This is a genomic window from Mycobacterium europaeum, assembly GCF_034555895.2.
GTDB lineage: Bacteria > Actinomycetota > Actinomycetes > Mycobacteriales > Mycobacteriaceae > Mycobacterium > Mycobacterium europaeum.
In genome coordinates this window covers 5549509-5570550 of the sequence record NZ_CP157315.1, presented here as the reverse complement: position 1 = coordinate 5570550, position 21042 = coordinate 5549509, and the positions used below count along the sequence as shown (strand labels likewise).

The 21042-nt window shown below is 66.9% G+C and carries 19 protein-coding genes, 4 tRNA genes and 1 pseudogene; 9 read left to right on the top strand and 15 right to left on the bottom strand.

Features of this window, described 5'->3' with window-relative positions; all coding sequences use genetic code 11:
* Window positions 1-3: 3 nt before the first annotated feature.
* The 7 genes and pseudogenes from U8D42_RS25925 to U8D42_RS25895 form a co-directional block, all read right to left on the bottom strand.
* Window positions 4-1947 carry a tyrosine-type recombinase/integrase gene (locus U8D42_RS25925; protein ID WP_007172497.1) on the bottom strand — a complete coding sequence of 648 codons (1944 nt, stop codon included), beginning with the start codon at window positions 1945-1947 and terminating at the stop codon, window positions 4-6.
* A complete protein-coding gene (locus U8D42_RS25920; RefSeq protein ID WP_007172498.1) occupies window positions 1944-2993 on the bottom strand; it encodes a tyrosine-type recombinase/integrase in 1050 nt (349 codons plus the stop codon). Before U8D42_RS25920 ends, U8D42_RS25925 begins: the two co-directional genes overlap by 4 nt.
* Window positions 2994-3109: 116 nt before the next feature.
* A pseudogene (locus U8D42_RS25915) lies at window positions 3110-4123 on the bottom strand (IS256 family transposase); the annotation flags it as partial.
* A 255-nt stretch (window positions 4124-4378) separates the two neighbouring features.
* Complete coding sequence (locus U8D42_RS25910; RefSeq protein WP_224113137.1) at window positions 4379-5251, bottom strand: hypothetical protein; 873 nt, start codon at window positions 5249-5251, stop codon at window positions 4379-4381.
* 247 nt (window positions 5252-5498) lie between these two features.
* A tRNA-Phe gene (locus U8D42_RS25905) sits at window positions 5499-5575 on the bottom strand.
* Window positions 5576-5606: 31 nt separating this feature from the next.
* Window positions 5607-5680 (bottom strand) — tRNA-Asp (locus U8D42_RS25900).
* Window positions 5681-5709: 29 nt separating this feature from the next.
* Window positions 5710-5782, bottom strand: a tRNA-Glu gene (locus tag U8D42_RS25895).
* 124 nt (window positions 5783-5906) lie between these two features.
* On the opposite strand from U8D42_RS25895, the gene U8D42_RS25890 reads away from it, so the two are divergent.
* Window positions 5907-5979: transfer RNA gene (locus tag U8D42_RS25890), tRNA-Lys, on the top strand.
* Between the two features lie 34 nt (window positions 5980-6013).
* Here U8D42_RS25890 and U8D42_RS25885 read toward each other — a convergent pair.
* Complete coding sequence (locus U8D42_RS25885; protein WP_322860533.1) at window positions 6014-6910, bottom strand: class I SAM-dependent methyltransferase; 897 nt, start codon at window positions 6908-6910, stop codon at window positions 6014-6016.
* 94 nt (window positions 6911-7004) lie between these two features.
* On the opposite strand from U8D42_RS25885, the gene U8D42_RS25880 reads away from it, so the two are divergent.
* From U8D42_RS25880 to U8D42_RS25870, 3 genes are read left to right on the top strand one after another with little or no spacing between them, the layout of a single operon-like run.
* Complete coding sequence (locus U8D42_RS25880) at window positions 7005-7505, top strand: nucleoside deaminase (RefSeq protein ID WP_322860532.1); 501 nt, start codon at window positions 7005-7007, stop codon at window positions 7503-7505.
* A gap of 53 nt (window positions 7506-7558) precedes the next feature.
* Complete coding sequence (locus U8D42_RS25875; RefSeq protein ID WP_322860531.1) at window positions 7559-7945, top strand: ArsR/SmtB family transcription factor; 387 nt, start codon at window positions 7559-7561, stop codon at window positions 7943-7945.
* Window positions 7946-7958: 13 nt separating this feature from the next.
* The gene (locus tag U8D42_RS25870) at window positions 7959-8087 is read left to right on the top strand and encodes a zinc transporter Slc39a7 (RefSeq protein WP_322860530.1); all 129 of its coding nucleotides are present in this window, start codon (window positions 7959-7961) and stop codon (window positions 8085-8087) included.
* Between the two features lie 15 nt (window positions 8088-8102).
* On the opposite strand, the gene U8D42_RS25865 is transcribed toward U8D42_RS25870, so the two are convergent.
* On the bottom strand, window positions 8103-9155 hold the full coding sequence (locus U8D42_RS25865) for an oxygenase MpaB family protein (RefSeq protein WP_322860529.1): 1053 nt from the start codon (window positions 9153-9155) through the stop codon (window positions 8103-8105).
* 67 nt (window positions 9156-9222) lie between these two features.
* On the opposite strand from U8D42_RS25865, the gene U8D42_RS25860 reads away from it, so the two are divergent.
* The 5 genes from U8D42_RS25860 to phoU all read left to right on the top strand — a co-directional run bounded on the left by U8D42_RS25860 (window position 9223) and on the right by phoU (window position 15123).
* Complete coding sequence (locus U8D42_RS25860) at window positions 9223-9828, top strand: TetR/AcrR family transcriptional regulator (RefSeq protein WP_322860528.1); 606 nt, start codon at window positions 9223-9225, stop codon at window positions 9826-9828.
* A gap of 151 nt (window positions 9829-9979) precedes the next feature.
* On the top strand, window positions 9980-11002 hold the full coding sequence (locus U8D42_RS25855; RefSeq protein WP_085242976.1) for an acyl-ACP desaturase: 1023 nt from the start codon (window positions 9980-9982) through the stop codon (window positions 11000-11002).
* 53 nt (window positions 11003-11055) lie between these two features.
* Complete coding sequence (gene dusB / locus U8D42_RS25850) at window positions 11056-12141, top strand: tRNA dihydrouridine synthase DusB (protein WP_348636984.1); 1086 nt, start codon at window positions 11056-11058, stop codon at window positions 12139-12141.
* Window positions 12142-12359: 218 nt separating this feature from the next.
* Window positions 12360-14396 carry an LCP family protein gene (locus tag U8D42_RS25845; RefSeq protein WP_322860526.1) on the top strand — a complete coding sequence of 679 codons (2037 nt, stop codon included), beginning with the start codon at window positions 12360-12362 and terminating at the stop codon, window positions 14394-14396.
* A 58-nt stretch (window positions 14397-14454) separates the two neighbouring features.
* The gene (gene phoU / locus U8D42_RS25840) at window positions 14455-15123 is read left to right on the top strand and encodes a phosphate signaling complex protein PhoU (RefSeq protein WP_085242979.1); all 669 of its coding nucleotides are present in this window, start codon (window positions 14455-14457) and stop codon (window positions 15121-15123) included.
* Window positions 15124-15139: 16 nt separating this feature from the next.
* Here the strand turns inward: phoU and pstB are convergent, their stop codons facing one another.
* The 6 genes from pstB to U8D42_RS25810 form a co-directional block, all read right to left on the bottom strand.
* A complete protein-coding gene (gene pstB, locus U8D42_RS25835; RefSeq protein WP_085242980.1) occupies window positions 15140-15916 on the bottom strand; it encodes a phosphate ABC transporter ATP-binding protein PstB in 777 nt (258 codons plus the stop codon).
* A gap of 13 nt (window positions 15917-15929) precedes the next feature.
* Window positions 15930-16844 carry a phosphate ABC transporter permease PstA gene (gene pstA, locus U8D42_RS25830; RefSeq protein WP_322860525.1) on the bottom strand — a complete coding sequence of 305 codons (915 nt, stop codon included), beginning with the start codon at window positions 16842-16844 and terminating at the stop codon, window positions 15930-15932.
* Window positions 16841-17872 (bottom strand): phosphate ABC transporter permease subunit PstC, encoded by a 1032-nt coding sequence (pstC, locus tag U8D42_RS25825; RefSeq protein ID WP_420845691.1) that lies wholly within the window; start codon window positions 17870-17872, stop codon window positions 16841-16843. The genes pstA and pstC overlap by 4 nt, the downstream gene beginning before the upstream one ends.
* Window positions 17873-17920: 48 nt before the next feature.
* Window positions 17921-19045: a phosphate ABC transporter substrate-binding protein PstS gene (gene pstS / locus U8D42_RS25820; RefSeq protein ID WP_322860524.1), complete on the bottom strand. Its 1125-nt coding sequence runs from the start codon at window positions 19043-19045 to the stop codon at window positions 17921-17923.
* Between the two features lie 166 nt (window positions 19046-19211).
* Window positions 19212-20123: a mycothiol synthase gene (mshD, locus tag U8D42_RS25815; RefSeq protein WP_322860523.1), complete on the bottom strand. Its 912-nt coding sequence runs from the start codon at window positions 20121-20123 to the stop codon at window positions 19212-19214.
* Window positions 20120-20905 (bottom strand): winged helix-turn-helix transcriptional regulator, encoded by a 786-nt coding sequence (locus U8D42_RS25810; RefSeq protein WP_322860522.1) that lies wholly within the window; start codon window positions 20903-20905, stop codon window positions 20120-20122. Before U8D42_RS25810 ends, mshD begins: the two co-directional genes overlap by 4 nt.
* Window positions 20906-21042: the final 137 nt, after the last annotated feature.

Sequence of the window (21042 nt, the reverse complement as noted above, 5' to 3'; positions counted from 1 at the left end):
TGTTCATCGATCGAGGCGCTGGAGGTGGTCGGTAAGGGCGTGGGCGACGCGGTCGTGGCGGGCGGCTTCGTCGGTCCAGCCGCGGCACTCGGCGTCGGTTCTGAGGGCCTGGACGTCGGCGAGTTGGTCGGTGAGCGTGTCGCGGAATTCGGGGGCGGTGACGTAGTTGTCGCAGGTTTCGCAGATGTTGGCATAAGGGCACGCGCCCGCGGATTCGTGGCGAGCGCAGTATCCGTGTGCAACGCGGGTTTTCAGCATTTCACTGTGCAGCCAGCCGACCTTGTCGGGCAGGATCGGTTTGCCGACCGGGGTGAGGGTGAACTGGCGGCGCATCTTGCCCATCGCTTCGTCGTAGGCCGCGCGCAGGGTGGGCGAGGCCAGGGTGGCGTAGCGGATCGTCATTTGTGGAGTGACGTGCCCGAGTAAGGACATCAAGGCCTGCAGACTCATCCCGGCGTTGGCGAGTTCGGTGGCCCAGGTGTGGCGCAACTGATGTGGAGTGACCATCAGGACGCCGCCGTCGGGACGGTGCAACCCGGCGGATTCAGCGGCGGTGAGCAGCCCGTTGCGCAGCCGGGTGTAGCCCAGGCGGCGTCCGTGCCGGGTGAACAGAAAGTCGGTGAGCACGCCGGTGCGTGGGTGCGGCAGCGGCCGGTGCGTGCCGCGGAGGGCGACCCACTCGTCGAGCGCGGCGAGGGTCGCGGCGGAGAGCGGGACCATGCGTTCGGTGGCGAGCTTGCCCAGTGGCACCTTCAGCCAGGTTCCGGCCGGTCCGTAGTCGATGATGCTGCCCAGTTCGAGGTCGAGCAGTTCCCCCGCCCGCAGGCCGGCACCACGCAGCACGGTCAGGCCGATGCGGGCGAACGGATCCTGCAGGTGGGCAACGGCGTTCATCACTGCCGCGTCCACATCGGGTGCTAGCGCGCGTGGCAACGGCTGGTCGAGTTTGGGGACGTCGGCGGCGAATACCAACCGCCGTGGTGGGGCCTGCGCCCAGCCCCAGGCGGTGATGTCGTCGAGCAGGTTGCGCAGACTGAGCACTGCCGACTGGGCCACCGCGGCCGAGACGGTGCGCCCGGCGCCCGCGGCGGCGCGCTGACCACGCCAGCCCCGGGTGCGATTCCATTTCAGGTAGCCCTCGATGCAGCTCCGGTCGAGTTCACGCAGGCTGATGACGTCGGGATGGTGAGCGGTGAGGTATTCGGCGAAGGGCAGCAGGTCGTTGATCAGCGACTCGACCGATTTGGGCCGCAGCACCGCCGCGCGCACGCCGATGTAGCGCAGCAACGTCTGACGGATCGGGTCGGGCATCTCCACCTCGGTGAAGCGCTGCTCGAGGCTACGGGCCCACCGCCGGCGTTTCGGCGCGGTGTCGATGACCGCGGTCTCGAACAACAGCTGCCGCAGGCTGGCCAGCCGCCCCCTGTATGCCCGCCGCGACGATGGCGGCACCACGGTACGTGACAGCGCGGCGTCGAAGTCGTCGAGCGCGTCGCCGGTCAGGTCGGCGACCATTCCGCCGTGGTGTGCCAGCACTACCGCCAGACATTCGCCGAGGACCGTCTCGACCCAGGAACTCCTCCAGCCCAACCGAATTCCCGCATTCCGCAACGCGGCGAATCCGCTCGGATCCCGGTCCTCCACTGCGCGGCCCAGCCCGGTCAACTGTTTGACCGCGGCCAGCTCGACGTCCAGCCGTAACCGGCCGGTGCCGATCGTGTGACAGATCAGCGGCCACGCCCCGGTGTCCCGTATCTCGGCGATCCGCTCGGCTGCCGGCAGCGTCATCCAGGCGTGCAGGTCGCGGTGGCGTGCGGTGAAGTCGCGAGCGATCCGAATCCGGTCGCGTACCGCCCGCCCGCTCAAACCCAGGGTGGCGACGTGGTCGAGATAATCCGCCACCACCTCGTCGGCGCCTACGGGTTGGCCGACCAACACCGTGGTCACTGCCGGGCTCCGGCCAACGTCGCACGAGCAGCACCGTATTCGGCGGCGAGCTGCTCGATCGACAAATGCACGTAGCGGGCCGTGGTCTCCGGCGAGACATGCCCCATCAACGCCCGCAACGCCAGCAGATCGATTCCGGCCGCCGACAATTCGGTGCCGTAGGTATGCCGTAAACGGTGCGGGCGGACTCTTGTGGCGCCAGAGGTCTCCCGGTGCCGACGGAACAGGCTGCGCAGCCCGGCCTCGCTGACCGGTGCACCGGTCGTCGGGCCGCGCAGCACTACGAAGCACTGCGGCGTCGCCAACCCCGGCGGCCGCTCCCATCGCAGGTAGGCGGCGAGCTCGGTGAAGAACGCCGCATCGACCGGGACATGACGTTCCTTGCCGCCCTTGCCGATCACCCGAAGCCGGCGCCGGCCCATATCGACGTCGGCGAGCAGCAGGCCACGCGCCTCGGCCGAACGCAGCCCTCCGAGTAGCATCACCAGCACCATCGCCCGGTCCCGGTGCGTTGCCAGTGTCGCCAGGAACGCGTCGACATCGTTGGTGGACAACGATTCCGGAAGACGCTGCGGCTGACGCACCAACCTACCGCCACTGCGTGCACGCCCGGGACCCAGATGACCGAGCAACCCCCGCTGCGACTGGCGCAGCCCCTGTCCCCGCCGCGGCGACGGCACCGGATTGTCGGTGCAGACACCGGTCATCACCAGATACTCGAATAACGCGCGCACTGCCGCGACCCGGCGGTTCACCGTCGAAGCTGCCGGCGGGGTCGACGAGCGGTGACCGCCGGTGGGCTGGTCCGTTCGGCGGACGCCTTGCCAGTCGATCCAGTCGAACACCAACGGCGCATCGACCGCGGCGAGCCCGACCGCTTGCTGGACGAGGAACCGGCTCAAATTGGCGACGTCGAATGCGTAGGCCCGCACCGTGGCCGCGCTGAACCCCCGTCCCGCCAAATGGTTGAGAAACGCGTTCACCGCGTCCTGCCCGTCCCAGTCGCCCTCCAGGACATATCCGCTGTCGCTCTTGAGTACCCGCATCGCCGCTCCGCCTTCCCCCACCGAGATGCAGACAGCATCCATCCGTGCTCAGCGCTTGTGCGTGAACCTCACGCTGCAGCCCGAACCGTGTCCCCGGAGAGCCGGTTAACGGATAGTGGGTTGTTGGACCAGATCTGCCGCCAAATTTGTTTGGGGAAGGCGGTGAAGGCGAGCAGGTCGGCGCGGGCGTCTTCGAGGTGGTCGGCGACCTTGGGGAGCTTGTCGGCCAGTGCGTCGATGATGCGGTCATATTGGGCTGCAACGGAACCGGCGTCAGGTTGATCGAAGACCGAATGCAGTAGTGTGCGTACCCACGGCCACGATGATTTCGGAGTGATGGCCATCAGGTTGGTGGCGTAGTGGGTGCGACACCGTTGCCACGATGCCCCAGGCAGGGTGGCGCCGATCGCGGCCACCAGACCGGCGTGGGCGTCGGAAGTGACCAGACGGACCCCTGATAGGCCGCGGGCGGTCAGCGACCGCAGGAAGGTCAGCCAGCCGGCCCCGTCCTCGGCGGTGGTGACGTCGATGCCCAGGATTTCGCGGTAGCCCTCGGCGTTGACCCCGGTGGCGATCAGCGCGTGCACGTTGACCACCCGGCCTGCTTCGCGAACCTTGAGCACCAGGGCGTCAGCAGCCATGAACGTGTACGGGCCTGCATCCAGTGGCCGGGTCCGGAACGCCTCGACCGCGGCGTCGAGCTCTTTGGCCATCACGCTGACCTGGGACTTCGACAAGCTGGTGATGCCCAGAGTCTCGACGAGTTTGTCCATCCGCCGCGTCGAAACGCCCAGCAGGTAGCAGGTAGCCACCACCGTGGTCAGGGCCCGCTCGGCGCGTTTGCGCCGTTCCAGCAGCCAGTCCGGGAAGTACGAACCTTGCCTTAGCTTGGGAATCGCCAGATCCAATGTGCCTGCGCGGGTGTCAAACTCGCGGTGCCGATACCCGTTGCGGGAATTGGTGCGCTCGCTGCTGCGCTGGCCGTAGCCGGCACCGCACACCGCGTCGGCTTCGGCGCCCATCAGGGCGTGAATGAAGGCGGCCAACAACTCGCGCAGCACATCAGGGTGCGTGGTGGTGAGTCGTTCGGCCAGCACGGCAGACAGGTCGATATCGTGGGCAATGGTCATCGCGTTGATTCCTTTGCTCGAGTGACTTTGGTCGGTCCCTCGAAGAATCACGCGATGACCTTCATTCATCCGGCTACGACACGCCGGTCATCACCGGCTCGTACACCACTCTGCTGGACGCAACTAGGTACTGGAATCGATAGCCTTTGGCACCGTGGTCTAGTACGGCCACCGGCGTAATTTAAGCGTCGCCGCCGGTTCCGCCATGCGACAGCGAAGCGTCGCGTGGCCATTGACGTCCGCGATAACAGCAATTCAGGCGAGGACATCGAGCAACCTCTCTCGATTAATCTTGACGAGTTCGACCGTGAAACGGTGCGCAGTCTCCGTCATCCCTGGGGCAGAAGCAAATAGGTCCTCAACGGTCCGCCGTTCAAGCGACAGTATCCGTTCACGCCAGTACTCGCGGGTGCTCGGTCCACAGAGTCTGATGGCGTCGCCTGCCAGGTCCACGAGTGTCTGCCAACGCGTGCCCTTGCGATGCTCAAATCGGCTCGCGTGCCCACGTTCTGCCCATTTCATCACTGTTCCGTCGCGTAAGTGCTCGGCGCGCAGTTCGTCGCTCAACGTAAAGCCGAGGCTAGCTGCGTGGTCGAAAGAGGGCTCGGATACGTCCGGCGGCGGCACAAGGACGGCCCAGTTGCGGTCGTGGCGATCTCCATGCGCGATCAACGCGTCAAACAGGAGATATCCTGCGAACGCATCGAAAGCCCGAAACGACGTAGGCATCGATGAGCCTGGCGGTGATCCAAACCGTGTGAGTGCCTGCCTGATAGAGCCGACATTGTATCCGCGCGCTTCAGGATCAGTCGGGTCGTAATCGATAACCACCTCTGGCATTAGCGCCTGCCCTGCCTGCAATTCCCACTCTGGCAATCGCACGTCTTCAACCAATGCGCCACGCACCCCGCCCCGAGTGGCTAGTTCGACCGTGGCCGCCGGCACTCCGACCAGCCGAGCCATCTCGCTTCCGAGCTTCTCCACAGTGTCTTCCCCGAGGGAACGATCGCGCTCTGGCCGTGCGGGTTTGAACAGCCAGGTACGCTCTCTCGACGGATGTTTGAGCCAGTCGTGCGGATGCTGGCCCTGGCTCTCGAGGCCAGCGACAGCCCAGTCGTCGGCAGCCACGACTGACCAGCGAACGGGCACGACGCAATTGTGCCTCGCAGGTGCTAGTGCAATCGCCACTGGCCACGCGCATGTCGCGTAGGGCTCCGCTCGAAGACAGCGGAGAGTCGAGGGGGACGGATCCGATACAGAGTTGGCAGCGACGGCACCTCGTTTTTGGCCCCATATTGGCCCCATCGCCGAGTCCGAATCGGTGATGACGAGTTCGTAGACAGAGCGAAAAGGGGCGCTGAAATGCACAGATACTTGGTGGCCAGGGGCGGGATCGAACCGCCGACCTTCCGCTTTTCAGGCGGACGCTCGTACCGACTGAGCTACCTGGCCGGAAGGCATACATTGTGCCTCGCCGAATCGGCGACCCTGACGGGACTCGAACCCGCGACCTCCGCCGTGACAGGGCGGCGCGCTAACCAACTGCGCCACAGGGCCTTGCTGCTGCTCCGCGTTACCGCGTCGCGTACCCCCAACGGGATTCGAACCCGTGCTACCGCCGTGAAAGGGCGGCGTCCTAGGCCACTAGACGATGGGGGCCAGAACCGAATCACTCCGGGGTACTCGCAACGTGGTTTCGTTAGGAGCCACGTCAGCTTAGGTCACCGCAGGCCCAATCCTCAAACGAGCCGCACTTTGGGCCCAAGTATCCTGAATCTCCGCAGCCCCTATAGCTCAGTTGGTAGAGCTACGGACTTTTAATCCGCAGGTCCTAGGTTCGAGTCCTAGTGGGGGCACCGACGCGTGTTGGCCTCGCCAGCGCGGCGCTCGTCACCCGAGCACCGCGCTGCTGTAGGTCACGTCGGCGAATGCCTGGGCGACCTCGTCGTCGGCATACACGAAGCCATTGGCCGCGTGCAGGTCCGCGACGGTTTGCGACGAAGTCTGCCAGCCGCGCCGGTTCAGGTGGTCGACGATGTGGCTGCGCTCGCCGTGATAGACGAGGTCGTTGAAGTCGACCTCGAACCCGAGCTCGCTCATCCGGTCGTGGTGCGCCCGCCAGCGCGGGTCGGCGAAAACGGCGGTGTCGGGCACGAAATCGAAGGCCAAGCGACTGCCCGGGGCGCTCAGCGCGGTGATGGTGTCGAACAGCGCGTCCTGGGCCTCCTCCGGCAGGTACACCAGCAGGCCCTCGGCGCTCCACGCCGAGGGCGCCTGCGGATCGAAACCGGCATCGCGCAGCGCCGTGGCCCAGTCATCGCGCAGGTCGACGGCGACGGTGCGCCGCTCGGCGGTCGGCTCGGCGCCCAGATCGTGGAGGGTCAGCGTCTTGAACTCGATCACCTCTGGCATGTCGACCTCGTAGACGACGGTGCCGGCCGGCCACGGCAGGCGGTAGGCGCGCGCGTCCAGCCCCGACGCGAGGATCACCGCCTGCCCGATGCCACCGCGCGTCGCTTCCAGGAAGAAGTCGTCGTAAAACCTGGTGCGGCAAGCCATTCCCCGCGCCATGCGCTGCGGGTCGAACTCCGCCTCCCCGCCGGCGGCGATGTCGCCGTTCACCAGCCGGACATAGACGTCCATCCCGACGGCCCGCACCAGCGGGGCCGCGTAAGGGTCGTCGATCAGCTTCGCGTCGGAGGACAGCGCCCGCTGGGCGGCGACCATGGTCGCCGTCGCGCCCACACTCGTCGCCAGATCCCAACGATCACGATCGGTGCGTGCCATGGTGCTCCCTCATCCCGATCCAGAAAATTAAATAGACCATCTAGTCACTATCACAGCGTCCCTCCCCGACCCTCGCGCGACTACCCTGCGACCTGTGACCGACTTCGCCCAGCGGACGATCGAACTGGCCCGCCGAAACGTCGCGGAGGGCGGTCGCCCGTTCGCGACGGTGATCGTCAACGACGGCGAGGTCCTCGCCGAGAGCGCCAACCGGGTGGCCCAGACCAACGACCCGACCGCGCACGCGGAGATCCTGGCCATCCGCGAGGCGTGCATGAAGCTGGGCACCGAGCACCTCGTCGACGCCACGATCTACGTCATGGCGCATCCGTGTCCGATGTGCCTGGGCTCGCTGTACTACTGCTCCCCCAGGGAAGTGATCTTCCTGACCACCCGCGAGGCATACGAGCGGTATTACGTCGACGACCGCAAGTACTTCGAGTTGTCCACGTTCTACGACGAGTTCGCGAAGAGCTGGGAGCAGCGGCGCCTGCCCATGCGCTACCAACCCCGAGACGATGCGGTGGATGTCTACCGGTTCTGGAACGAGCGCAACAATGGTCAGGCCCGGTCCACGGTCGTCCCCTCCCCCTAAACCCGCTGATCGCAGCCGTTGGAAGCGCCGGCGCCCTTGACTATTGTTTGCGCATGCATGCAGCTAATGGCGCAGCCCGGTTGCCGGATCACCAGGTGAGCCTGGTGGTCGAGGTATTCCGGATGCTGGCCGACGCCACCCGGGTGCAGGTGCTGTGGTCGCTGACCGACGGGGAGATGTCGGTCAACGAACTCGCCGAGCATGTGGGCAAGCCGGCACCGTCGGTCTCTCAGCACCTGGCGAAGCTGCGGATGGCGCGCCTGGTCCGCACCCGCCGGGACGGAACCACGATCTTCTACAGCCTGGAAAACGACCACGTCCGTCAGCTCGTCATCGACGCGGTCTTCAACGCCGAACACGCGGGCCCGGGCGTGCCCGGCCATCACCGCCGGGATGGCGGCCTGCAGGCCATCGGCGATCAGCAGAGCGCATCTACATAGGGAGGCTTCACCGATGGCCGAGCACCACACCCACGACGCACCCCACGCTCGCCAACACGAGCACGTCGACGGCACGGAGCACACCCATCAGCACGTGCATCAGGCCGGACTGGAGGACGTGCACGGTCACGCCCAGGTATAGCGGGGGCGTGCCGGCTCAGGAGACCGCGGGGCAGTAATGCTTGGGGTCGCCGCGCTCGTCCACGGGCGGCAGGTTGCGCGCCGGCGTCTGCACCAGCGGCGTGTCGGCCGGGATCCGCCCGGCGGCGCGGTCGAAGCCCGCGCGGGCTCGTGGGTGCTTGCGGAAGCGGCTCGGCACGAAGGCGAAAACCGCGCGAACCACGTCGCCGAAGCGGCGATGCAGCCACTCGTCGCGCCGCGACCACCGGTAACCCATCAGCTCGCGCACCGGGGGGTCGTAGAGGCCCACGGTCACCCAGACGAAGAACGGCGCGAGGAGTTTACGCTGGGCGGCCCACAACCAGTCCGGAAGCCATTGCGCGAACGGGGGTTTCGGCAACTCGGTGAGGTCGAGCACGGCGCGGGCGGCGAAGTTGTCTTCAAGCACGTTGCGGCACATGTGGTCCCAATAGACCTGAAAGTCCTCCCACGACGCGGGAACGGGCCGCATGCTCATGCCATACATCCGGTACCAGTCGACGTGCTCGTCGAACAACTGGCGTTTCTGCGCTTCGGTCAGCCCGCCACAGAACCGCTCGGCCACGTGAATGGTGCCGACGAAGAAAGTTGCGTGGGCCCAATAGAAGACGTCAGGGTTCAACGCGTGGTACCGGCGGCCCTGTTCGTCGACCCCCTTGATGTCGGTGTGGTAGTCGCGCACCTCAGCGCCGGTGACCGGGGCGCGGTCACCGTCGAAGACGACACCACCGATCGGGTACAGCGAGCGCAGCAGGCGCTGCCACCGCTCCCGGAAGAACGTCGAATGGTCGATGACGGCCGCGCCCAGCTGCGGGTGCATGTTCTGCATCGAGCCCGCCCACGGGCCCTGCAGCATGCCGCGCCAGTCACCGAAATATCGCCACGTCAACGAGTCGGGGCCCAGCGGCATCGGTGGCGCGTCGTAGCCCAGCGGCGATACCGGGCAGCCGGCGGAGACACCGCCCGACGGATCGGTCCCGGCGGCGGTGGCCGAACAGCCGCGCACGACGTCGCTGGTCGGCGGGCGGGTTCCGGACGTATGTTGGGTCACTATTGAATCCCTGTAGGTATCTGGAAAACTGACTACATGCGTTGTCATTTTTAAGCTTAGGAGTGATGTGCAGTCCGGTCAACGACGGGGCCGTTGGACCGGCGTTCCCCTGGAGGATCGCCTCACCCTCCGTCGCGACAACCTCATCTCCGCCGGCGTGCAACTGCTCGGCGGCGACAGTCGACCGGCGCTGACGGTACGTGCGGTGTGCCGCAAGGCCGCGCTGACCGAGCGCTACTTCTACGAAAGCTTTTCCGACCGTGACGAGTTCGTGCGGGCGGTCTACGACGACGTGTGCACTCGCGCGATGAACACGCTCACGTCGGCGAACACCCCGCGAGACGCCGTCGAAAAGTTTGTCGAGCTGATGGTCGACGACCCGGTCCGCGGCCGCGTGCTGCTGCTGGCGCCGGCGGTGGAACCGGTATTAACCCGCTCGGGAGCCGAGTGGATGCCCAACTTCATCGAACTACTGCAGCGCAAGCTGTCCCGGATCGGCGATCCGGTGCTGCAGAAGATGATCGCCACCAGCCTGGTCGGCGGCCTGTCGGGTCTGTTCACCGCCTACCTGAACGGGCAGCTCGGTGCGACGCGCGAACAATTCATCGACTACTGCGTCAACATGCTCTACGTGACGGCGGCCCCGTACGTTGTCGCCCCCGACCTGGGGTAGCACAACCACCGGTTTACCGGGCGCGCCATAGCGGCAAACCCCAAGAAAGTTGGCATTATCCGTTAGGCGGCGCGCGGCAAGGCAGCTTGATGCTACTGAGGTTCACAGATATATTGACTGCTACCCGTCGACACAGATAACTGGAGGCCGTATGTCAGCCGAGCTGACAAACCTACAGCTGCTGCACGAGCTCGAACCGGTGGTCGAGAAGTGTCTCAACCGGCACGAGAGCATGCACAAGGACTGGAACCCGCACGACTACATCCCGTGGTCGGACGGCAAGAACTTCTACGCGCTGGGCGGGCAGGACTGGCACCCCGAGGAGAGCAAGCTCTCCGATCTCGCCCAGGTGGCGATGGTCCAGAACCTGATGACAGAAGACAACCTGCCGTCATACCACCGCGAGATCGCGATGAACTTCGGCCTGGACGGCGCCTGGGGCCAGTGGGTCAACCGGTGGACCGCCGAGGAGAACCGACACGGGATCGCGCTGCGCGACTACCTGGTGGTGACCCGTGCGGTCGACCCGGTCGAGCTGGAGAAGCTGCGCATCGAGGTGGTCAACCGGGGCTTCAGCCCGGGCCAGAACCAACAGGTGCGGGCCGATCTGTTCGCCGAGAGCCTGTTCGACTCGGTCATCTACGTGACGTTCCAGGAGCTGGCCACCCGGATCTCGCACCGCAACACGGGCAAGGCGTGCAACGAGACGATCGCCGACCAGCTGCTGGCCAAGATCTCGGCCGACGAGAACCTGCACATGATCTTCTACCGCGACGTCAGCGAGGCCGGGTTTGAGATTGCACCTAATCAGGCGATGAAAGAGCTGCACAAGGTGCTGCGCAATTTCCAGATGCCCGGCTATCAGGTCCCGGAGTTCCGGCGCAAGGCCGTGTTCATCGCCGTCGGCGGGGTCTACGACCCCCGCATCCACCTCGACGATGTCGTGATGCCGGTGCTGAAGAAGTGGCGCATCTTCGAGCGCGAGGACTTCACCGGCGAGGCGGCCGCTATGCGCGACGACCTTGCCCTGCTGATCAAGGAACTCGAGCAGGCCTGCGACAAGTTCGAGATATCCAAGCAGCGTCAGCTCGACCGGGAGGCCCGCACGGGCAAGAAGACGACGGCGTTCGAGCTGCACCAGACTGCGGGCAAACTGGCGATGAGCCGCCGGTAGCGGCCTTGCGCATCGGACCCATCACGCTCGCCAGCCCGGTGGTGCTGGCCCCGATGGCGGGCGTGACCAACGTTGCATTCCGCACGCTGTGCCGTGAGCTGGAGCAGTCGAAGGTTGGCACGGTCAGCGGGCTGTACGTGTGCGAGATGGTGACGGCGCGCGCGCTCGTCGAGCGGCACCCGGTCACCATGCACATGACGACGTTCGCGCCGGACGAGTCACCACGCTCGCTGCAGCTCTACACCGTCGATCCGGCGATCACGTACGCGGCCGCCAAGATGGTCGCCGACGAGGGCCTGGCCGACCACATCGACATGAATTTCGGCTGCCCGGTGCCCAAGGTCACCAAGCGCGGCGGTGGGGCGGCGCTGCCGTACAAGCGACGGTTGTTCGGCCAGATCGTGGCGGCCGCCGTGCGCGCGACCGAGGGCTCCGGGATTCCGGTGACCGTCAAGTTCCGCGTCGGTATCGACGACGAGCACCACACGCACCTCGACGCCGGCCGCATCGCCGAATCCGAAGGGGCCGCCGCCGTCGCACTGCACGCCCGCACGGCGGCGCAGCGCTACTCCGGCACCGCCGATTGGGAGCAGATCGCCCTGCTCAAGCAGCATGTGCGCACCATCCCCGTGCTGGGCAACGGCGACATCTACGACGCCAGCGACGCCCTGACGATGATGGCCACCACCGGATGCGACGGCGTCGTGATCGGCCGCGGCTGCCTGGGCCGGCCCTGGCTTTTCGCCGAGCTCTCGGCCGCTTTCACCGACAGCCCGGCCCCCACCCCGCCCACGCTGGGCGAGGTCGCCGACATCGTCCGTCGACACGGGCGGTTGCTGGCCGCGCACTTCGGCGAGGACAAGGGCATGCGCGACATCCGCAAGCACATCGGCTGGTACCTGCATGGCTTTCCGGCCGGCTCCGAGCTGCGCCGGGCGCTGGCGATGGTCAAGACGCTCGACGAACTCGATTCGCTGCTAAGCCAATTGGACGGCACGGTGCCCTTCCCGGACGCGGCCAGCGGCCCACGGGGCCGGCAGGGCTCTCCCGCGCGGGTCGCGCTGCCCGAAGGCTGGCTGACCGACCCCGACGACTGCACCGTCCCGGCCGGCGCCGACGTGATGCACTCCGGCGGCTGACCGACCGCTCGAAATCGCATCCGCGCCGATAACTCAGTACGATGTGGACCTTGCCGCCGTGCGCGTTCCTGGGACGGATGGGTAACGCGCCGCCGCCCGAGCGCGACAAAGGAGTGCGACCCACGGGTGGCACGAGCCGCAGCGCTGACAACGCACTGGGCCGGCATCGCGCACGGACGGGCTGGGATCCGCATCAGAGCTTCGGAGGCCGGTAGGACATGAGTGACGCCGAGGGCGACGCCACTCCCGACGCTCGGCGCACCGCGCTGGGCGCCGCCCCGTGGGAGCGGTTCTCGGAGCCGCCGTCCGACTACAGCCTTCACCTGTGGCAGATCGACAATGCGGTCGAGCCGGCCGGGCCCCGCCAGCCTCGACCAGCCGATGACGAGGGAGCCGGATCCCACGCCGGCGGTGGGGTCAGCGTGGCCGACCTGATCGCGAAACTCGGTGCCCCATCGACAGGCCGATCCACTCACCGCCGCGCCGACCCGGAGATCGAATCCGCCGACGCCGACGCCGACCTGCCGGTCGAGCTGCAGAAAACCGAGGTGATCGAGGACCTCGCCTACTCCCTCGATCTGGTCACGGAGCTCCCCGACCTCCAGACCGCCGACCACCGGAACGGCGACGGCTCCGCCTCCGACGAAAGCCCCGGCGAGGCCGACCTCACCACGCGGCACCGTCGCCGGCCGGTGCTGCTGGCCGGACGCTCAGTCGCGGCCCTGCTCGCCGTACTCGCCATCGTGATGACCGGCGGGGCGTGGCAGTGGAGCACGTCGAAGAACGCCAAGCTCAACACCATCAGCGCGCTCGACCCGCAGTCGGACGACATTCGCGATCGCAACGGACAATACGGGGACGAAGACTTCTTGATCGTCGGCCTCGATTCGCGCGCCGGCGACAACGCCAACATGGGCGCCGGCAGCACCGACGACGCCGATGGCGCCCGCTCGGACACCGTGATGCTGGTCAACATTCCCGCCAACCGCAAACGCGTGGTCGCCGTGTCGTTCCCCCGCGACCTGGCGATCACCCCGATGCAATGCGAGGCGTGGAACCCGAACACGGGTAAGTACGGGCCCCTCTACGACCCGAAGAGCAAAACCTGGGGTCCGAAGATGGTCTACACCGAGACCAAACTGAACTCGGCGTTCGCCTTCGGCGGCCCGAAGTGCCTGGTCAAGGAGATCCAGAAGCTGTCCGGCCTGAGCATCAACCGCTTCATCGCGGTCGACTTCGCCGGCTTCGCCAAGATGGTCGACGCCCTCGGCGGTGTCGAGGTCTGCTCGAAAACCGCGCTGCACGACTACGAGCTGGGCACGGTCCTCGAACACGGCGGCCGCCAGGTCCTGGACGGCTCGACCGCGCTGAATTATGTGCGAGCCCGGCAGGTCACCACCGAAACGAACGGAGACTACGGCCGCATCAAACGCCAGCAGCTGTTCTTGTCGTCGTTGCTGCGGTCGTTGATCTCCGAGGACACGTTGCTCGACCTCAACAAGCTCAACAACGTCGTCAACATGTTCATCAGCGACACCGTCGTCGACAACGTGCAGTCGAAGGACTTGATCCAACTCGGACAGTCGTTGCAGGGGATGGCCGCCGGGCACGTCACGTTCGTGACTGTGCCGACCGGCGTCACCGACCAGAACGGCGACGAGCCGCCGCGCATGGGCGATATGCGGGCGCTGTTCGACGCCATCATCAACGACGACCCGCTGCCCGAGGAAAACGACCAGAACGCAAAGAATCTGGGGCCCTCCGACGACAAATCGGGGCAGGCCAAGGCGCCCGCCACCAAGATGGCGCCGCCGCACCCACCGGCCCCCGAGGCTCGGCACGAGCAGGTCACCACCACCACGCCGGGCGACGTCACGGTGCGGGTCTCCAATGCCACGACGCAGACCGGCCTCGCGGCCACCGCCACCAGCGAGCTCAAGCGGGACGGCTTCAACGTGATGTCGCCGGACGACTATCCGAGTCCGGTGACCACGACGACGGTGTTGTTCTCGCCCGGCAACGAGCAGGCCGCGGCGACCGTGGCCTCCTCGTTCGCCAATGCCAAAGTCCAGCGAGTCTCCGGCTACGGGCAGGTCGTTCAGGTGGTGCTCGGACCGGACTTCAAGGCGGTTGCCACACCCCAACCGAGCGGGTCGTCGATCAACTTGCAGATCGAACGCGGCTCGGGCAGTGCACCGGCCAAGCTCCCCGAGGACTTGACCGTCACCAACGCCGCCGACACCAGCTGCGAGTAAACGCATCTGGCGGCGCTCCACCGCCCTTTCCCGGCGCCGAGAACGTAGGCTTGGCGGTATGCGGACCGCCTACCACGAGCAGCTCTCGGAGTTATCCGAGCGGCTCGGCGAGATGTGCGGGCTGGCGGGCATCGCCATGGAGCGGGCCACCCAAGCCCTGCTGCAAGCGGATCTGGTGCTGGCAGAACAGGTGATCTCCGATCACGAGAAGATCGCCACGCTGAGCGCCCGGGCCGAAGAAAGTGCGTTCGTGTTGCTGGCCTTGCAGGCACCGGTGGCCGGTGATCTGAGGTCCATCGTGAGCGCCATCCAGATGGTGGCCGACATCGACCGGATGGGCGCGCTGGCCCTGCACGTCGCGAAGATCGCCCGCCGCCGTCATCCCCAACACGCGCTGCCCGAAGAGGTCAATGGCTACTTCGCCGAAATGGGCAGGGTCGCAGTCGAATTGGGCAACAGCGCGCAAGAGGTGGTGATGTCGCGCGACCCGGAGAAAGCCGCCCGGATCCGCGAAGAGGACGACGCGATGGACGATCTGCACCGCCATCTGTTCTCGGTGCTGATGGACCGCGAATGGAAGTACGGTGTGGCGGCCGCCGTCGACGTGACCCTGCTGGGCCGGTTCTACGAGCGATTCGCCGACCACGCCGTCGAAGTGGCGAGGCGGGTCATCTTCCAGGCGACCGGCAAGCTGCCCGACGAGGAAACCAACTCAACCTCGCAGTGAGCGAAACCGCGTCCGGCTAGCCGAAGCGGCCGGAGATGTAATCCTCCGTCGCCTTCTGGCTGGGGTTGGAGAAGATCTTCTCGGTGTCGTCGACCTCGACCAACCGCCCCGGCTTTCCGACCGCCTCCAGGTTGAAGAACGCCGTGTAGTCGCTGACCCGGGCCGCCTGCTGCATGTTGTGGGTGACGATGACGATCGTGTAGTCCTGTTTGAGCTCGCTGATCAGCTCCTCGACGGCCATCGTCGAGATCGGGTCCAGCGCCGAGCACGGCTCGTCCATCAGCAGCACGTCGGGTTGCACGGCGATCGCCCGCGCGATGCACAGACGCTGCTGCTGGCCCCCGGACAGGCCGCCGCCGGGCCTGTCCAGCCGGTCCTTGACCTCGTCCCACAGGTTGGCGCCGCGCAACGAGTATTCAGCCGTCTCGTCGAGTAGCTTGCGATTGCGTACACCCTGCAGCTTCAAACCTGCCACCACATTGTCACGAATCGACATGGCGGGGAACGGGTTCGGCCGCTGGAACACCATCCCGATCGCCCGGCGCACCCCGACCGGGTCCACCCCGGCTCCGTAGATGTCCTCGTCGTCGAGGAGTACGCTGCCCTCGACCCGGCCGCCGGGCACCACCTCGTGCATCCTGTTCAGGGCGCGCAGCACCGTCGTCTTGCCACAACCCGACGGGCCGATGAACGCAGTCACACTGCGGGGAAGAACCGACAGCGTCACATCCGCGACCGCGTGAAACGAACCGTAGTAGATGTTGACGGCTTTGAGGTCCAACCGCTTTGCCACTTACTGCTCCTGCCTATGACTTGTTGGCGCCAACGAACTTCGCCAATATTCGGGCCCCGATGTTGATGGTGGCGATCACCAGAATGAGGGTTAGGGCGGCACCCCACAACCGATCCGTGGGGACGGGGTTGACGCCGGCACCGGCATTGGTCTGGTTGTACATCATGCCAGGTAGCGTTCCCATGAACCCGCTGAAGATGTTGAAGTTCATCGACTGCGCATAGCCGACGAGAATCAGCAGCGGCGCAGTCTCGCCCATCACCCTGGCCACCGCCAGCATGATCCCGGTGACGATGCCGGAGATCCCGGTGGGCAGCACAACCCTGACGATCGTCTTCCACTTCGGGATGCCCAGCGCGTAGCTGGCCTCGCGAAGATCCAGCGGGACGATTCGCAGCATCTCCTCGGTGGCTCGCACGATCACCGGAAGCATCAACAGGACCAGCGCGAGGGACACCGCGAGCTCGGAGCGGGGAAGACCCAGCGTCGCCACGAACAGCGCGTAGATGAACAAAGCCGCCACGATTGAGGGCACCCCACTGAGGAGGTCCACCATGAAGCTGGCCAACCTGCCCAGCGGGGTGCCGCCACTGTATTCGGCCAGATAGACGCCGAGCATGAGGCCGACCGGGATGGAGATCAGCGCGCATACCAGTCCCTGCAGGACGGTGCCGACGATCGCGTGGTACGCGCCGCCACCGGCCACGAAGGCGGTCATGCCCGCTTGCGAGTGCGTCCACCAAGCGGTCGACACGACGGCCCTGAAACCCCTGGCGAACACCGAGTGCAACACCAACAGCAAGGGGGTCACCGCGATCGCCATCGACAGCGAAACCAGCACCAACGCAAGGCGATCGGCGACCCGGCGGCGCCGGCTCGGTCGGGAGAACGTGCGCGGCTTGAGCGGGCGGTCCAGCATCGAGGTCATCGGCCGCCCCATCTGGTTCCGGCGGCGGCGCCACGCGCCAGGGCGTCGACCAGGAAGGTGAGCACGAAGAGCGCCAACCCGGCGGCGATGTATGCGCCCGCCTTGTACTGGTCGTCGAATTGGGCCGCAGCCCCCGCAATTTTCGTCGCGACCGTGGAGCCGCCGTCGAACAGCGACCAACCAAAGGCCGCCTGGGTTCCCCGCAAGATGATCAGCAACGCGACCGTCTCCCCCATGGCGCGACCAAGCCCCAGCACTGCCGCACTGATGTATCCAGACCGCCCGAAGGGCAGCACGATCGTCTTCACCACTTCCCAACGGGTCGCGCCGAGCGCCAGCGCCGCCTCGACCTCCTCCCGCGGTGTCTGGATGAACACTTCGCGGGTGACCGCGGTGATGATCGGCAGGATCATCACCGCCAGGACCACGCCGCCGGTGAAGATGGTGCCGCCACCGGCGATCGACGCGTTGCCATCGGCGAACAGGAAGCACCAGCCCAAGGAGCGGTTCAGCCAGGTGGCCAACGGCCGCAGCTCCGGCGCCAGCACGTACAGGCCCCACGCACCGTAGATGATCGAGGGCACCCCGGCCAGCAGGTCGACGGCGTAGGCCAGGGCGCCGGCGACGCGTCGCGACGAGTACTGCGTGATGAAGATGGCGACGCCCAGCGCGACCGGCATCGCCAGGATCAACGCGAACGCCGACACGAACAGCGTGACCTTCAGCAGATCGGAGATGCCGAAGTGCATCGCCGACGCGTCGGTGGTGGCCCAGTTTCCGCCGTAGCTGAAGAAGTTCTCGCGGTCGCGTTTCAAGGCCGGTACCGCGCGCAGCAACAGGAATCCGCCGATCGCCGCCATCACGGCCACGATCAACAAGCCCGAGCCGTTGGCGAGCCAACGGAAAGCCCGATCTCCCACCTGCGGGCGCCCCTCTCCCCACGGGCTGATCGGTATCAGCGGCGCCTCGGGAAACGGCGCGGCGACGGTCGCGCCCGAACCGGCGTCGACGGGGTTCGGCGTGGTCACGGTGATCCCGGCACGGTTCTGTCGCTCCTTGACTGCGGGGCAACCTGGTTACTGCAGGGCGTCGATCGCGGCAGCGAGCCGCTCTTTGACCCTATCGGGCAGCGGGACGTAGCCGGCCGACGGAAGGTCGGTCTGCCCGCTGCCGGCGGCCACCGTGAGGAACGACTTGATCGCTCCGGAGGTGTTGGGGTCGGAGCTTTTCGAGCACACGATCTCGTACGTCGCCAGCACCAACGGGTAGGCACCCGGCTCCTGGGAGCTGTACATGGCGTTGAGGTCGAGCACCAGGTCGTTGCCGTCGGCCACGAATTGCGCCGCTTTCACGGCGTTGGTGGCCGTGTCGTTGGTGAGCGGGACGACGGCGCCCTTGTTGGTGGCGATCCGGGCGTAGGGGATGGCGCCCTGGTCGGCGAACCCCTTCTCGACGTAACCGATGGCTCCGGGGGTGGCCCGCACCACCTGGACGACCCCGGCCGATTTCGTGGCGCCCTCGCCCACCCCGCCCTGAAACTCGGTGCCGACGCCTCTGGTCCAGCTCTGCGGCGCGGAGGCCGTCAGAAACTTCTGCAAGTTGTCGGTGGTCCCCGACGAGTCCGTTCGGTAAATCGGCGTGATCCTGGTATCGGGCAGGGCGACGCCGGGATTGAGCGCCGCCAGGATGGGGTCGTTCCAGGCCGTGATCCGTCCGCTGAAGATCTTGCCCAACGCGTCGCTGCTGACCACCAGCGCCGGGACTCCGGGCAGGTTGTAAACCAATGCGATCGGCCCGAACACCAGCGGCAAGTCCCACGCCGGGTTTCCGTCGCAGCGCGCGGCGGCGGGGCCGATCTGGTCGGCGGCCAGCGGGGAGTCGGCGCCCGCGAAATCGACATGGCCGGCGATGAACTGCTCCCGCCCCGCCCCCGAACCGGTCGGGTTGTACGCCACGCTCTTGCCCGGGCAGTACTGCCCCCAGACCTGGTTGAACAGCGACATGGCGTTCTGTTGGGCCGTCGAGCCTTCTGCGGTGAGCTGGTTCTTGCCGCCACATCCCGCCGTACCGGTGATCCCGGAGACTGCTGGCGACGGCGCTCCCCGAGGGTTCTGATCGCTGCCACAGCCCGTCATCACGACCGCACCGACAGTCAGCGCCACCAGCGCCGCCAGCGCCCCGCCACCCCTGTCGAGCCTCACCGATCCCGCTTCCTGACCATTCGTACCCGCGTGTGCGCCGCCGGCCGTCTCCCAAGAGGTTGCCGCGCAGCGGCGAAAATATGCTCGGATGCGGCCCGCGGCACCAGTTGAGTAGCAGGCGCAGGTGAACAGCCGGGGATACCCGACCCGCCGCCTGCGTGCGCGGTCACTCGGGAGCGACCGCGTAGGCGGTGTCCACGCTGTGAGTGGTGAAGCCCAGGCGCTGATAAGTGCGCACGGCGGCGACGTTGTCCGACTCCACGTAGAGCAGCACGGTCGGCTCGGCGGACCCGGCCAGCCGCTGCGCCAACGACTCGATACCGATGGCTGTCAGGGTCCGCCCCAACCCGCGGCCCTGCGCCGACGGGTCGACGCCGACGACGTACACCTCCCCCAGACCGGGCTGATCGGGATGCACCTTGGTCCAGTGGAAGCCCAGCAGCTTGCCCCGCTGACCGGCGTCGGACTCGTCGTACGCGAGGAACAAACCGGTGGGGTCGAACCACGGTTCGCTGCGCCGCTCGGCCAGCTGGGTCTCGGTCCAGCCGCCCTGCTCGGGATGCCTGGTGAACGCGGCGTTGTTCACGCGCAGCAGCTCGGCGTCATCGGTGGTGCCCGCGTAGGTGCGGATCCGCACGCCGGGCGCGGGACGGACCAAATCGTGCGTGTCGCGCAACGTCCGTCGCATCTGCAGCAGCTCACGCACCGGAACCAGACCCATCGCCGAGGCGGCGGCCCGGGCGGGCTCGAGGGTGCCGTGCGCCCAGAACCGGTTGCGTCCCCCGGTCTCGGCCAGCGCCGAGCGCACCAGGGCGGTCCCGAATCCAAGCCGCCGGACCTGCGGGTGCACTACGAGTTCCGCCATCCCGGCTTCCGCATCGCGCGTGAGGTTGAGGTAGCCGACGACCTCGTCGGTCTCGGTGATGAGCAGATGGCCGGTGCGGTCGTGCGCGAGCTCGCGCAGCACCTGTTCGCCGACCGGGGCCACGCCATCGAATTCCGTGGCCGCCGTGACGAGTTCGCGCACTTGCCGCTGCTCGTCGGCGGTGAGCGTCGAGCGCCAGGCGGGCGCGGTCACTGACTGCGCAGGGCGTCGCCCACGGGTTGGTGCAGGCCCTCGGCACCGGATTCGACGTCGTCGGCACCCTCGGCGGCTTCGTCCTCAGCGGGGTCCGCGATCGGCGCGCGCCCGCGTGCCGGCCGGACCGCCTTGTACCCGACGTTGCGGACGGTGCCGATCAACGCCTCGTATTCGGGGCCGAGTTTGGCCCGCAGCCGACGCACGTGCACATCGACGGTGCGCGTGCCGCCGAAGAAGTCGTATCCCCACACCTCGTGGAGCAGTTGCGCGCGGGTGAAGACGCGACCGGCGTGCTGGGCCAGGTACTTCAGCAACTCGAACTCTTTATAGGTCAGGTCGAGCGGACGGCCCCGCAGCCTGGCCGTGTAGGTGCCCTCGTCGATCACCAGCTCGCCCAGGCTCACTTTGCCGGCGCTCTCCTGGTCGGCCAGCCCGCCGCGGCGGCCGATCACCAATCGCAGCCTGGCATCGATCTCGGCGGGGCCGGTGCTGGGCAGCAGGATCTCGTCCAGCCCCCAGTCGGCGCTGACCGCCACCAGGCCGCCTTCGCTGACCACAGCCAGGACTGGGACCGAGCGGCCCGCGGTGCTCAACAACCGGCACAGGCCGCGCGCCGACGACAGGTCGGTGCGCGCGTCCACCAGGACGGCGTCCGCCGTCCCCGCCTCGAGCAACGACGACGGCTCCGCCGGCGCCGTCCGGACGGTGTGGGGAAGTAGCGACAGCGACGGCAGGACGGGGTCGGGATGCAGCTCCGAAGTCAGCAGTAATAGCTCCAACTAGCCCCTCCAGCTCGGGGGAACGGCATCTTCACAGTTCGCAACGCAACGACGCGTTAGTTGCCAGGTCATCTAACGATAACTTGCCACCTGCCATTTTGGCGTGGCGAGGATGGCAGTGTGAGCCCCGCCACCCG

Excerpts from the sequence above, each read along its gene's own strand:
- U8D42_RS25875 (WP_322860531.1), top strand. The coding sequence starts at position 7,559 with ATGCATGCAGCTAATGGCGCAGCCCGGTTGCCGGATCACCAGGTGAGC.
- U8D42_RS25870 (WP_322860530.1), top strand. The coding sequence starts at position 7,959 with ATGGCCGAGCACCACACCCACGACGCACCCCACGCTCGCCAACACGAG.
- U8D42_RS25855 (WP_085242976.1), top strand. The coding sequence starts at position 9,980 with ATGTCAGCCGAGCTGACAAACCTACAGCTGCTGCACGAGCTCGAACCG.
- pstA (WP_322860525.1), bottom strand. The coding sequence starts at position 16,844 with ATGACCTCGATGCTGGACCGCCCGCTCAAGCCGCGCACGTTCTCCCGA.
- dusB (WP_348636984.1), top strand. The coding sequence starts at position 11,056 with ATGGCGGGCGTGACCAACGTTGCATTCCGCACGCTGTGCCGTGAGCTG.
- U8D42_RS25920 (WP_007172498.1), bottom strand. The coding sequence starts at position 2,993 with ATGCGGGTACTCAAGAGCGACAGCGGATATGTCCTGGAGGGCGACTGG.
- phoU (WP_085242979.1), top strand. The coding sequence starts at position 14,455 with ATGCGGACCGCCTACCACGAGCAGCTCTCGGAGTTATCCGAGCGGCTC.
- U8D42_RS25845 (WP_322860526.1), top strand. The coding sequence starts at position 12,360 with ATGAGTGACGCCGAGGGCGACGCCACTCCCGACGCTCGGCGCACCGCG.
- U8D42_RS25885 (WP_322860533.1), bottom strand. The coding sequence starts at position 6,910 with ATGGCACGCACCGATCGTGATCGTTGGGATCTGGCGACGAGTGTGGGC.